The organism is Gracilibacillus halophilus YIM-C55.5, assembly GCF_000359605.1.
Lineage (GTDB): Bacteria > Bacillota > Bacilli > Bacillales > Amphibacillaceae > Gracilibacillus > Gracilibacillus halophilus.
In genome coordinates this window covers 1-13,429 of record NZ_APML01000083.1, presented here as the reverse complement: position 1 = coordinate 13,429, position 13,429 = coordinate 1, and the positions used below count along the sequence as shown (strand labels likewise).

The 13,429-nt window shown below is 37.6% G+C and carries 12 protein-coding genes and 1 other annotated feature; of the genes, 6 read left to right on the top strand and 6 right to left on the bottom strand.

The genetic code is table 11. The features are described from left to right. The first annotated feature begins 359 nt into the window (after nt 1-359). On the top strand, nt 360-1,427 hold the full coding sequence (locus J416_RS14185) for a C45 family autoproteolytic acyltransferase/hydrolase (protein ID WP_003474243.1): 1,068 nt from the start codon (nt 360-362) through the stop codon (nt 1,425-1,427). A gap of 63 nt (nt 1,428-1,490) precedes the next feature. On the opposite strand, the gene leuS is transcribed toward J416_RS14185, so the two are convergent. The 4 genes from leuS to J416_RS14165 all read right to left on the bottom strand — a co-directional run bounded on the left by leuS (nt 1,491) and on the right by J416_RS14165 (nt 8,473). After that, entirely contained in the window at nt 1,491-3,908 is a 2,418-nt protein-coding gene (gene leuS / locus J416_RS14180; RefSeq protein ID WP_003474242.1) for a leucine--tRNA ligase, read from the bottom strand. Nucleotides 3,909-4,009: 101 nt separating this feature from the next. Beyond that, nucleotides 4,010-4,219 (bottom strand) — a binding site (T-box leader). A 107-nt stretch (nt 4,220-4,326) separates the two neighbouring features. Continuing rightward, nucleotides 4,327-5,994 carry a glycoside hydrolase family 13 protein gene (locus tag J416_RS14175; protein ID WP_003474241.1) on the bottom strand — a complete coding sequence of 556 codons (1,668 nt, stop codon included), beginning with the start codon at nt 5,992-5,994 and terminating at the stop codon, nt 4,327-4,329. Nucleotides 5,995-6,277: 283 nt separating this feature from the next. Continuing rightward, a complete protein-coding gene (rlmN, locus tag J416_RS14170) occupies nt 6,278-7,348 on the bottom strand; it encodes a dual-specificity RNA methyltransferase RlmN (protein ID WP_003474240.1) in 1,071 nt (356 codons plus the stop codon). A 66-nt stretch (nt 7,349-7,414) separates the two neighbouring features. Further along, the gene (locus tag J416_RS14165) at nt 7,415-8,473 is read right to left on the bottom strand and encodes a tellurite resistance/C4-dicarboxylate transporter family protein (RefSeq protein ID WP_240407287.1); all 1,059 of its coding nucleotides are present in this window, start codon (nt 8,471-8,473) and stop codon (nt 7,415-7,417) included. A 256-nt stretch (nt 8,474-8,729) separates the two neighbouring features. On the opposite strand from J416_RS14165, the gene J416_RS14160 reads away from it, so the two are divergent. Beyond that, complete coding sequence (locus J416_RS14160) at nt 8,730-8,930, top strand: cold-shock protein (RefSeq protein WP_003474236.1); 201 nt, start codon at nt 8,730-8,732, stop codon at nt 8,928-8,930. A 34-nt stretch (nt 8,931-8,964) separates the two neighbouring features. Here J416_RS14160 and J416_RS14155 read toward each other — a convergent pair whose 3' ends face one another. After that, nucleotides 8,965-9,333, bottom strand: a complete 369-nt coding sequence (locus tag J416_RS14155) for a DUF488 domain-containing protein (RefSeq protein WP_003474232.1) — start codon at nt 9,331-9,333, stop codon at nt 8,965-8,967. A 95-nt stretch (nt 9,334-9,428) separates the two neighbouring features. Between J416_RS14155 and J416_RS14150 the strand changes: the two genes are divergently transcribed. The 4 genes from J416_RS14150 (at nt 9,429) to J416_RS14140 (ending at nt 12,468) form a co-directional block, all read left to right on the top strand. Continuing rightward, entirely contained in the window at nt 9,429-10,436 is a 1,008-nt protein-coding gene (locus tag J416_RS14150; protein WP_003474229.1) for an LLM class flavin-dependent oxidoreductase, read from the top strand. Between the two features lie 119 nt (nt 10,437-10,555). Then, the gene (locus tag J416_RS16620; protein ID WP_338029463.1) at nt 10,556-11,284 is read left to right on the top strand and encodes an MFS transporter; all 729 of its coding nucleotides are present in this window, start codon (nt 10,556-10,558) and stop codon (nt 11,282-11,284) included. Beyond that, a complete protein-coding gene (locus tag J416_RS16615) occupies nt 11,221-12,039 on the top strand; it encodes an MFS transporter (RefSeq protein WP_338029462.1) in 819 nt (272 codons plus the stop codon). The genes J416_RS16620 and J416_RS16615 overlap by 64 nt, the downstream gene beginning before the upstream one ends. Nucleotides 12,040-12,201: 162 nt before the next feature. Continuing rightward, nucleotides 12,202-12,468 (top strand): hypothetical protein, encoded by a 267-nt coding sequence (locus J416_RS14140; protein WP_003474226.1) that lies wholly within the window; start codon nt 12,202-12,204, stop codon nt 12,466-12,468. A 27-nt stretch (nt 12,469-12,495) separates the two neighbouring features. Here J416_RS14140 and cobA read toward each other — a convergent pair whose 3' ends face one another. Further along, nucleotides 12,496-13,257, bottom strand: a complete 762-nt coding sequence (gene cobA, locus J416_RS14135) for a uroporphyrinogen-III C-methyltransferase (protein WP_003474223.1) — start codon at nt 13,255-13,257, stop codon at nt 12,496-12,498. Nucleotides 13,258-13,429: the final 172 nt, after the last annotated feature.

Genomic DNA, 13,429 nt, shown 5'->3' with positions numbered 1-13,429 from the left:
TTCAGTTTTCAAAGATCAATGTCATCAAAGCGACAAATTGATTATAGCAAAAAGACAATAAATTGTCAAACATTGATGTTTGTTTTCATTATTTCTTTTTAACTGCTGTCTTTTTGACGCCGACTTCTAATAATACAGGTTCTATAATATATTGTCAATAAAAATATAAAATCTTTTATTTTTATGATGTTCAACACTTATTGATAATATAACTTCATCAGTAAAATTGAGATTCATTACTTGTTTCTGACTTTCATTCATCAATCAAATATATGCTTATTGTTTTTATTTAGTGATTTTTAGAAAAGAGTCAGTTATAATTTTTTAAGAACGATTATCTTCTCAAAGGATGAAATAATGTGAAACAGATTTATACTGATCTTATTCAATTTCGAGGTACACACTACGACTTTGGATATAAACAAGGGGAACATTTAAGGAATTCCTATTTAGTTGCTAATAGAAATAGGCAGTGGCAAATACGTAAACCACGGTTTCGTATTGGAGTAAAAGAAACAAAAGAGATTTTTCGATATTTCAATTCCTCTATATGGGAAGAACTTGAAGGGTTAAGAGATTCATTGAACTGGTCGATGGATCGGGTGCTACTTGAATTTGGAGGATATCGATTAAATATACAACGTTCAGGATGTTCGATTTTTGTCGGCAATCACTATATGATACGTAATTACGATTATCATCCCAAAACCTACGACGGACGATATGTTGTATTTCAACCAACAGATAACGGCTATGCTTCTATCGGTGTGAGTCAGCGAGTAACTGGTCGTTCAGATGGCATGAACGAAAAGGGGTTAGCACTCGGATATACTTTTATCAATCGGAAACGTCCTGGAAATGGTTTTGTTTGTCATATGGTCGGCCGCTTAGTATTAGAAAATTGCAAAAACGTCGATGAAGCTGCCATGTTGTTAAAAGAAATCCCCCATCGCGGGTCATTCAGTTATGTACTAAGCGATGCTCATAGTGAGAAGGCTACGATTGTCGAAACCTCACCAAGAGGTGTCAAATTGAGAAGTGGCAATGTTTGTACCAACCATTTTGAATACTTAACAAGCGAAAACCGGCATTTCTTAAAAGATTCCTATCATCGACTATCAAAAATGGAACAAACACCATACATCAACATTTCTAGAGACGAAGCATTCCAATTACTCAACAGCTCGCAATATGGTATTTTCTCCACCCAATATCATAATTGGGCGGGTACCATACATACTTCAGCATATTGTTCCGACCAATTAAAAACGTGGTTCACTTTAGGAAGCGACCAGGAACCGGCGATGTTCGACTTTGGCAATTGGCTACAAGGACACCCATTTACGACTACCAAAATAACTGGTGAAATTGAAACAGATATCCCTTTCTTGCACATGGAAAAAGCTGACTGGTTTCATAATACATAAACCATTTTTCGATATTTAAAAAGTGCCTGTAATCAATGACAACCATTGATTACAGCACTTACTTTAATTTGCCACGATATTTACCAGTTTTTCAGGTACTACAATTACTTTTCGAATTGTTTTTCCTTCAATACGTTCTTTAATTGCTTCTTGTTCTAATGCCAATCGCTCAATTTCTTCTTTAGAAGCATTTCGATCAACCGTCATTTTCGCTCGCACTTTCCCCATAATTTGAATGACAATTTCAACTTCATCTTGCACTAATTTCGCTTCATCAAATGTCGGCCATGATTCATAAGCAATGGTATCGTCATGACCGAGTAATTGCCATATTTCTTCACAAATATGCGGAGCAACGGTCGATAAAAGCTTAACAAAGCCTTCTGCATATGATTGCGGAATTTGCGTCGCTTTATATGCTTGATTGATAAACACCATCATTTGAGAAATCCCAGTATTGAAACGAAGCTCTTCAAAGTTTTCTGTGACGATTTTCACTGTCTCATGATAAGCTTTTTCTAACTCTTCTTCTGGAGCATCGGCAGTGATTTTATCAGTTAACTTACCTTCATCGGTAACATATAAACGCCATACACGTTCTAAAAACCTTCTAGCACCATCAAGACCACTAGTAGACCACGCGACAGATGCATCTAACGGCCCCATAAACATTTCATATAATCGTAGTGTATCTGCCCCATGTGTTTTCACGATTTCATCAGGGTTTACGACATTGCCCTTTGATTTACTCATTTTTTCATTGTTTTCACCAAGAATCATTCCTTGGTTAAACAGTTTCTGGAACGGCTCTTTCGTCGGTACGACCCCAATATCATATAAAAACTTGTGCCAAAAGCGTGCATAAAGCAAGTGAAGTACAGCGTGTTCTGCACCACCGATATAGACGTCAACCGGCAACCATTTTTTCAATTGTTCATAATCAGCTAACTTCTCTGGATTATGCGGGTCGATGTAGCGCAAGAAGTACCAGCAGCTTCCTGCCCACTGTGGCATCGTATTTGTTTCTCGACGACCTTTCATACCTGTTTCAGGATCTACTACATGTACCCACTCATCCATGTTCGCAAGCGGGGACTCACCATTTCCAGATGTTTTAATTTCTGTTGTCTTTGGAAGTTCAAGTGGTAATTCGTCCTCTGGTACAGGAGTCATTGTCCCATCTTCCCAATGAATCACTGGAATCGGTTCACCCCAGTATCGTTGACGACTAAATAACCAATCACGTAATCGATACGTTACTTTTTTCTGACCTTTACCTTCTGCTTCTAGCCAATCAATGGCTTTATCGATCGCTTCTTGCTTATTTAATCCATTCAAAAAGCCTGAATTAATATGCGGACCATCGCCAGTAAAGGCTTCTTTCTCTACATCGCCACCTTCAAGCACTGGCACTATATCTAAATGAAAAGTTTTCGCAAATTCATAATCACGTTCATCATGTGCGGGAACAGCCATAATCGCACCAGAACCATAAGACATCAGTACATAATCGGCAATCCAAATCGGTAACTTGGCACCATTAATCGGATTGATAGCGTATGCTCCTGTAAACACACCCGTCTTCTCTTTTGCTAAATCCGTTCGTTCTAAATCACTTTTCACTTGAACTTCTTGTAAATATTGATCAACCGCATCCTTTTGCTCATCGGTTACAATCTGATCAACTAACGGATGTTCTGGCGCAAACACGGCATACGTAGCTCCGAACAACGTGTCTGGTCGTGTCGTAAATGCTTGGAAAGTCTTATCAGAATCCGCAACATCAAATGTAACTTCAGCACCTTCTGAACGACCGATCCAATTTCGTTGCATATCCTTTATACTTTCTGGCCAATCTAACTCATCTAAATCTTCTAATAGACGATCAGCATAAGCCGTAATTTTCAACATCCATTGTTTCATCGGTTTCCGCTCGACCGGATGACCGCCTCTCTCACTTTTCCCATCAATGACTTCCTCATTAGCCAATACCGTACCTAACGCTGGACACCAGTTTACTGGAACTTCATCAATATATGCGAGTCCCTTTTCATAAAGTTTTAGGAAAATCCATTGTGTCCACTTATAATAATTCGGATCGGTTGTATTTACCTCACGATCCCAGTCGTATGAAAAACCTAGTTCTTGAATTTGGCGTCTAAAGTTTTGAATATTTTGTTCGGTAAACTCTTTCGGATCATTTCCTGTATCCAACGCATATTGTTCAGCTGGTAACCCGAATGCATCCCATCCCATTGGGTGAAGAACCTCATATCCTTGCATCCGTTTCATTCGCGATAAAATATCTGTCGCAGTATAACCTTCTGGGTGTCCAACATGTAAACCCGCACCTGAAGGGTAAGGGAACATATCCAATGCATAAAACTTGTCCTTATTCGCATGGATATCAGTTTTAAATGTTTTATGATTCAACCAATGGTCACGCCACTTTTTTTCAATCTTTACGTGATCAAAAGCCATAATCCTTCCTCCTTTAGCTCCATTTTTCCATTCTATGTACGACAACCGCTTTAAACAAACATACGTTCTTGAAGTTAAAAAAATCTCTCCTGCCCCAAAATTCATGGGACGAGAGAGATTCCCGCGGTACCACCCAAATTTAGTGTATACTAAACACTCACTTCATCTCCTTAACGCGGATAACGGCAAAAGCTATTATATTCACTCCTGCAACATCAGAGGTGAGTTCATAAAGGTCAGGAGTGACTCACACCAACCGTCACCTCTCTTCACCTGATTGCTTTATTACTTAGCCTCATCATTGTTATTAGTTTTGATCATTTCAATATGTATAAGAATAGACTTGATGTTAGTTTAAAGAAATGTCTGATTTTTGTCAAGAAAGGAAGGAGATCTATAGCTCGAACTTTTCAGGGCACTATTCTTCCCATACATACACTCTTGCTTCATACGGATGAAGAGAAATCGGATGACGGGTATTTTGTTCCTCACTGTAATTAGATAACACCAACTTTAACTCCTTTGTTTGTAAGTTTTCCGGCAAAGTAATACTTGTTGATTGAGCAAACATATTGGAAATAATAATAGCACCTTTCCTCCCTAATGTACGCGTATAAGCATAAACAAAATCATGCGCTTCTTCAATCAACTGATAACTCCCATACACAAACACATCGTGCATTTTGCGTAATCGTATCATTGCTTTGTAATAATGATAAATCGAATCTGTTCGTTGTATTTGCTCGTCCACATTCACTCGTCTGAAATTTGGATTTACTTTCATCCACGGAGTAGCATGACTGAACCCTGCCTGAATGTTATCATTCCACTGCATCGGTGTTCGTGAATTATCACGCCCATTCTTCCATATTTCCTGCATAATTTCCTCATGACTTCTACCTTCCGATCGTTCTTGATGATATTTATTCCGAATCGCAACATCATTATAGTCATCAATGGAATCAAATTGTACGTTTGTCATTCCAATTTCCTGACCTTGATAAATAAATGGCGTTCCTTGCATGAAAAAAAACATGGTTGCTAATGACTTCGCTGATGCTTCCCAATAAGCACCATCATCTCCCCAAGTAGATACAGAGCGTGGTTGATCATGATTTTCTAAAAATAACGCATTCCATCCCACTTGATCTAATGTATACTGCCATTTGGAAAGCGTCTGTTTTAATGAATGAATATCCAATCCACCAGTATCACTGAACTTCCAAAGACCTAAATGCTCAAATTGAAAAATCATATCAAAATAACCGTCCGTTTCACCAACCCACTGTTCCGCCTGCTCAACGGACACTCCGTTCGCTTCTGCCACTGTCATCACATCATAATGGTTAATGGTGTGATCGACAAATTCTTGTAAAAAATATTCAATGCCTGGACGATTCATATGTCCCGCAAAAGAGGGAACATATCGTTTTTGATCGGGATTTGGCATATTCGGTAAACCTGGTTCTTTTTTTATATGTGATATCGCATCAATACGAAAACCATCAATCCCTTTATCCAACCACCAATTAACGATTTTATACAAATCATTTCTAACAGCTTCATTTTCCCAATTCAAATCAGGTTGCTTAGCTGAAAAAACGTGTAAATAATATTCATTTGTCTTTTCATCATACTGCCAAGCAGAACCGCCAAAAATCGACTCCCAATTATTAGGCTCAGCTCCATCTTCACTCGAACGCCATATGTAATAATCGCGATATGGATTACGAGCTGAAGACTTCGATTCAATAAACCAAGGATGTTCATCAGACGTATGATTTAATACTAAATCCATAATGAGTTTCATTCCACGTCGATGAACTTCTCGCAACAGTTGATCAAAATCTTCCATCGTGCCAAATTCCGACAACACCTTTTGATAATCACTAATATCATATCCATTATCATCATTAGGCGATTGGTAAATCGGGCAAATCCAAATGACATCAATACCTAAATCAGATAAGTAATTTAATTTTTGAATAATACCTTGTATATCACCTATTCCATCGCCGTTAGAATCCATAAAACTCCGCGGATAAATTTGATAAGCAACCGCTTCTTTCCACCATTTCCGTATCATGCTCGTAACCCCTTTCAGCCATTATAGATGCCTTTCTTATGTCACACCTAACAATTAATGCAATCGATTGCGCATACATTTATATTAACATTTGATTTTATTGTGTCAATAATACTTGTTAAATTTATTATTATTATAGAAAACGTTTGCGCTATATTCATTTTATCGTAAGCGCACTTTAATACTGACGAGCTCGAAAGATACCATAAAAAAAAGACGAGTGCTATCTCTCTGCACTCGACTAAACATTCACATTCGTTATTAAGATTTTAACAAAATTGACTTAAGCACGTTGTTTATCCTTCTTGATCTGTTTACTTCGTAATTGTCCACAAGCAGCATCAATATCCGTTCCATGTTCGACACGCACACCACATTGAATGCCATTTTCTAAGAGAATTTGATAGAACTTCAAAATCGACCGTTTTTCACTACGGCTGTATTGATTGTGCTCATCGACAGGGTTATACGGTATTAAATTAACATAGGATAAATGTTTTTTATCTTTCAACAATTCCACTAATTCTTTCGCCTCTTTTTCATGATCATTGACGTCTTTTAATAAAATATATTCAAACGTGATTCGTCTATTGGTCTTCTCTAGATAATAATCAATGGCAGGCATTAATTTTTCTAATGGAAATGCTTTATTAATCTTCATAATTTTCGTACGCAATTCATTATTCGGCGCATGAAGTGACAAGGCTAGATTAACTTGTAAATTTTCATCAGCGAAATCATAAATCTGCTTAGCTAAGCCACTTGTTGAAACAGTAATATGACGCGCACCAATGGATAAACCTTCTTGATCATTGACAATACGCAAGAAGCTCATCGTATGATCATAGTTATCGAAAGGTTCACCAATTCCCATGACAACGATATGGCTGACTCGTTCTCCCTTACCTTTTTCGTCCATATGCTTTTGGACATTCATGATTTGTTCTACGATCTCACCACTCGTTAGGTCTCGATTCTTTGTTAATAATCCACTAGCACAGAACGAACAACCAATATTACAACCAACTTGTGTTGTCACACAAACAGAGTGGCCGTATGAAAATTCCATCAAAACCGTTTCGATTAAGTTACCATCTGCTAATTTAAATAAGAACTTAATCGTACCATCTTCAGATTCTTGCTTAATTTCTTCCGTTAGACTTCCCATAACGAAATGATCTTCCAATAACTGAATCGTTTCTTTATTTAAATTATACATATCTGAAAAGTGATCTACTCTTTTTTTATATAACCAGTTCCAAATTTGTTTCGCACGGAACTTTTTTTGTCCCTGTTCTTCAATCCATTCAACAAGTTCGTTAAATGTCAGTCCATATATTGAACGTTTCTCCATGATTGAACCCCATTTCGGTTAATATGTGATTCCATTATTACATCATAAAATGTTTTCCCCTTGAATTCAAGAGCTGTAATTGAATTTGTGATAGTCCAACGCCATATGCGAGACGAATAAGATGATCCCAATCCCCCAACAAATAAGAGCAGGGTACACAAATGCTTGTGCCAATTTGGTTAAAAAAGGTAAATGTAGCGCTTTTGCCAATTGATAGGTTGACGCACTATACATAGCAAGAGGAAAAACCATCCCCCACATCTTTAGATCATACATAAATGGATAGCGGTGAATCACGTAACGCCATATCATTAAGATGATTAATAACGGAATCCACCAACTGCCAGCTACCCAGAAGAATAAAGTAATACCTTTTAAAAATGGCAACAGCTCATTCATCCAATCCCAGTAACTTGCACGCATAATCATGATCGAACCTGCCAAAGTCGAAATCGCCATAGCCCCCATATTAATCCAATATAGAGGTGTTAACGCATGATAAGATAATGAGGCAAAGATTAAACGATATAATATAAGTGTAATTAAGCTGAGATAAAGCATACAACCTAATAAATACATAACCAATGAAGTAAAATAAACACTAGATAGCAGTGCATCATTCTCTATATAAGGAATAAGCAATGCCCCTAATACGGCGATGGATTGTGTAGCCACTACTGCAATGAGCCAACCTCCGTGAATTCCTTGCGCTAAAGTTGGCTTATCTGACCGTATCGTTACAGCTGTAAAAAATGTATACATAATGAGGAACCAGAACAATATGGATATCACCCATAACGTGATGGCTACATCAATATTTCCCTGAAGAAATATACATTCACTTCCTACAATATTTGTTCCTGCAATTAAAGTAAAAAAGTTAGGGCCATGCCAGTGACTTGTTAAATCATAAATAAGTTCTCTCGTAAAAAAGATGAGTCGAATAACCGTAAATAGCGCCAGAACAATATAAAAACTGATATTCAAATAAAATAAACATAGACTCATCACATTCCAGCCCATCAGATGTAAACTGATTGATAACGCCCCAGTAGCCATGACTAAAGCAAAATAACCAGCATTCAAATGTTGTAACTTTGCTTGAATAAATGTCAAAATCCTCACTCCAAACTCGTAGGCCAACCATAAGTATAAATAAATTGAAACAAAAATGCGAACCTTATTTATTCATAAAACGAATCATTAGAACAGTGAATTTTTTTTAGTAATACACTTGACTCTTTCCTTAATACACGATATAATAAAGTTGCTATTTTGTTCGATGACACCTTCAAGTGGTAAACTAAAGTTTTCGTTTTGAGGCAAGAGCAAGAATAGTAATACATTGAAATGTGCGTCATGCACAAGGAGGAAAAGAAATATGGTACAAGGTACAGTAAAATGGTTTAACTCAGAAAAAGGATTTGGCTTTATCGAGGTAGAAGGACAAGACGATGTATTTGTTCACTTCTCTGCCATTCAAGAAGAAGGCTTTAAAACACTTGAAGACGGTCAACAAGTTAGTTTCGATATTGAGCAAGGAAACCGCGGTCCACAAGCTGCAAACGTTGAGAAAAACTAAAAACCTTATTGAAAGCAGTGATGATACAAAATCATCACTGCTTTTTTACATCCTTTTCTAATTGCTCTTTTAAAATGACGACATGATTATATGTCATTTCTTTTGTAGCAAAAACAAGTGTAATATTGCCATTATATTTGTCATAGTAAGACTTTAAAGTTGCAAAGGCTTCTTTCTTTTCGGCATCATGTTCTAATTCTTCAAGATATTTTTCTTTAAACACGTGAAACTTATTGGGGTCATGACCGAACCATTTCCGTAATGAAGGGGATGGTCCAATTTCTTTTAACCAAACATCTAACTGAGCTCGTTCCTTTGACACCCCCCGTGGCCACACCCGATCGACTAATATACGGCATTGATCTGAATGCTGCGTTTCTTCATACACCCGCTTTACCTTCATAACGATCACTCCTAATCAAGCAAAATATTCGATGATTCTTAATAATAAGCGTATCATTTTTTATAACCTATTAGCTATTAAAGGAGTGACAACTATTGAGTCAAACACTCACAAATACAACCTTATCCGTTTTAGATTTAGCCCCTGTTCTTGAGGGAGCAGACGCGAGTCAATCATTTCAAAACAGTGTCGATTTGGCCCAGCACGTGGAAAAATGGGGATTTCATCGCTACTGGCTGGCCGAACACCACAATATGCCCGGCATTGCTAGCTCAGCTACTTCGATTGTGATCAATCATATCGCTAGCCAAACAAGTACTATTCGCGTGGGGTCAGGTGGGATTATGCTTCCCAATCATGCACCGCTTGTGATTGCTGAACAATTCGGTACATTAGAATCAATACATCCAAACCGCATTGATTTAGGATTAGGTAGAGCACCTGGCAGCAACCATGAGACAGCTTATGCCTTACGTCGAACATTAAATAGCTCTCCTGAAGATTTTCCCAATCAGGTGGAAGAATTAGAAAATTATTTTGCAGGTGAAGCTAGAGTTAAGGCCATACCAGGTACTGGTGCTCATGTACCACTTTGGTTATTAGGATCAAGTGACTTTAGTGCAAGACTTGCCGCCAAAAAAGGATTACCGTTCTCATTTGCTAGTCATTTTTCACCAGATTACACTGTCCCAGCTCTTCAATTATATCGCGAGCGGTTTCAACCTTCAGAACAATTACAAAAGCCCTACGCCATGGTCGGTGTGAACGTGATTGCAGCTGAAACGACAGAAAAAGCCAAATGGTTGGCTACCTCTCAACAGCAACAATTTTTAAGTTTAGTAAGAGGAGCACCATCTAAATTGCAACCGCCTATTGATGATATTGATAATGAGTGGACACTTTATGAAAGAGCGTCAGTCGAAAAGTCAATGAACAGTAAATCAACCATTGTAGGAGATCCTGAAACCGTTAAAGAAAAATTAGAGGCATTTATTGAAGAGACAAACGCAGATGAAGTGATTATTAATTCCCAAATATATGACCATAACGAACGGATCAACTCTTATCGAATCATTGCTGATATGCTCGGGTCAGACGAATAAAAGTTAAATACTATTAATACGTACACTCAATGTCTTTTCACACACTCTCCGTTTCCTTTTCAGTCAATGCATGATAACATACATAAGTAACTAGACACGGTAGGAAAAGGACGGATTCAATGAATAATAAACAAACACACAGGCCATTCGTCTTAATCGCACTTATTTTATCCATGTTTATGGCTGCCGTTGAGGGAACAATTGTGGCAACAGCCATGCCTAACATCGTAGCAGATTTAGGCGGTTTTTCCCTATATAGTTGGGTCTTTTCAAGTTTCTTATTAATGCAAGCTGTGACGACAATGATTTACGGAAAGCTGGCTGATCTCTACGGGAGAAAACCAGTTTTCATTACCGGTGTTGTTATTTTTTTAATTGGTTCATTATTATGCGGTATGGCTCCGACAATGGGGACATTAGTTATTTTTCGCTTAATCCAAGGCTTAGGTGCTGGGGCGATCCATCCGATTGTTACTACAATAGTAGGAGATCTGTACACCGTTGAAGAGCGTGCCAAAATACAAGGATATTTATCAAGTGTGTGGGGGATTTCTTCTGTGATTGGCCCCCTTTTGGGCGGTATTATTGTCCAGTATATTGATTGGGCTTGGATCTTCTGGATGAATATACCGATTGGAGTCATTGGCATTTACGGTGTCAGTCGTTACTTTCATGAACGGGTCGATAAAGAAGCGAAATCCATTGATTACTTGGGAGCTAGCCTTTTTTTCATCTCGATTTCTGCTTTAATTATTGTATTTGTTCAAACAGGTTCACATTGGGAATGGCTGTCAACAAATACACTTATTTTCGTTGGTATTTTCATCATTGGCTTTATTGCTTTTTAATTACGGAAACACGAGTGACATCACCAATGATGCCACTGCATTTATGGAAGAATCGATTAATTGCTATCGCTAATATTGCGACGTTATTCGGTGGTATTATTATTTTAGGATTATCAAGTTTTCTGCCGACATATGTACAAGGGGTCATGCAAGAGTCAGCAATTGTTGCAGGATTTACATTAAGTACACTTTCCATCGGTTGGCCGATTGCTGCCACGGTTGCTGGTCATCTCATTTTAAAAATCGGTTATCGTTGGACGGCTTTATTTGGTGGCATTGCTTTATTCATTGGAACTTTTCTTTTCTTTTTATTAAACGCTAGTAAAGGACCTATCTATGCTGGATTCAGTTCATTTGTCATTGGAATTGGGATGGGACTTTCAAGCACCGCATTTATCGTAGCCATTCAAAATCATGTAAGTTGGCACAATCGAGGTGTAGCCACTTCATTACATATGTTCATGCGGATCATCGGTAGCTCTGTTGGCGCTGCATTTTTGGGTGGTTTATTAAACATTCAGATGAATGCTTATTTTAAGGAACAAGGGCAACCATTAGAATTAGCGAGTACCGACCTTCTACTCAATGAAGGAATGAGAAAAACAATCTCAGCTGACAAGTTACAAACTATACAGGATGGATTGAATCACGCACTGGATACCGTTTATACGGGCTTGTTTTTCATCGGTATTTTATCATTTCTTTTGTTGTTATTTTTCCCAAAAGCAAAGCTTGCGAAAGCAGAAGATGCATAATCTTCTGCTTTCGTAATCGTTGAGAAGGTTCACGTTTCATCCAAATGTTCTATCTATTTCTTTGTAGCTTCTGAGAAAATCAAAACTTTTATATGTAAACCCTTACATTTATGGTATAATAAAAATAAGAATAGAAAAGGGTGACCAAATGGAGGGATATAAATGATTTTAAGTAACTTTATCTTGCATAAAGATATTCTTCTCATTCATGCTGATATTGATGATAATGACTACATTTTCACAGTGAAATGGCAGTCATTGGAAGAGGAAAAAGGTGGAGAATGGGAGCTGAAATCCTATATCAATAATTCCACTGGCGAAAAAGATTTGTCCAATGAACACATTCAAGCTTTTTTAAATCGAATCAATCCGCAATGGAATTGGGAAAAAGATAAAGAGCAAATCGAACAAGTGATTGAAGAAGACTAAAGCATTAGTCTTCTTCAATCGTTCAGGTTATTGCAGCTTTGCCGTCAATTCATCCGCTGTTTTTTCGAACCATTGAATATCTTTGTGGAGCTGTACGACTTTTCCAACGATAATCATCGATGGATTCGTAAATCTTTCTGATTGCTGTTGTATATTGATTAACGTATCGACTGTCGTTTTTTGCATGTCATATGTGCCCCAATGTATCACAGCAACAGGAGTGAATGCGTCCATTCCAGCTTCCATTAACCTGTCACATGTCGTATATAATTGCTTAATCCCCATATAAAAGCAAAGGGTATCTGTTGATTGAATGATACGTTTCCACTCATCAATCGATTTCGTACTGGGATTGGAACCATTCATAAAAGTAACAGAACCACTTAAGTCACGATGTGTTAATGGAATACCTGCATATGTCGCGGCACTACTAGCTGATGTCACACCAGGAATGACTTGATACGATACATTCGCATCTTCTAATAATAATGCTTCTTCACCACCACGCCCGAATATAAAAGGATCTCCTCCCTTTAATCGAGCAACCACGTTCCCTTGTTGAGCATAGTCCACCATCAACTGATTAATTTCTTCTTGCTTCTTTTGATGTTGACCAGGCTGTTTCCCGCAAAAAATACATTTTGCATCTTCTCTAGCGTGTTCTAATATTTCTGGATTGACTAAACGATCATATAAAATGATATCTGCTGATTCAATGGCCTTTGCCGCTTTAATTGTCAATAGCTCTTTATCTCCTGGACCTGCACCTACTAAATAGACACGACTCAAAGTTAAGCATCCCTTTCTATTATCTCTATATATTGTATTTATACTATAATTATTCCGATCGATAAAGTCAACTATATAATGAAAATTTATCATAGAAGAAGGCTGTTTTCGTAAACTTTGTTGTTTTAAGATGATTCGCTATCGGCGAATGCTTGCCGCGGGCACGGCCTCA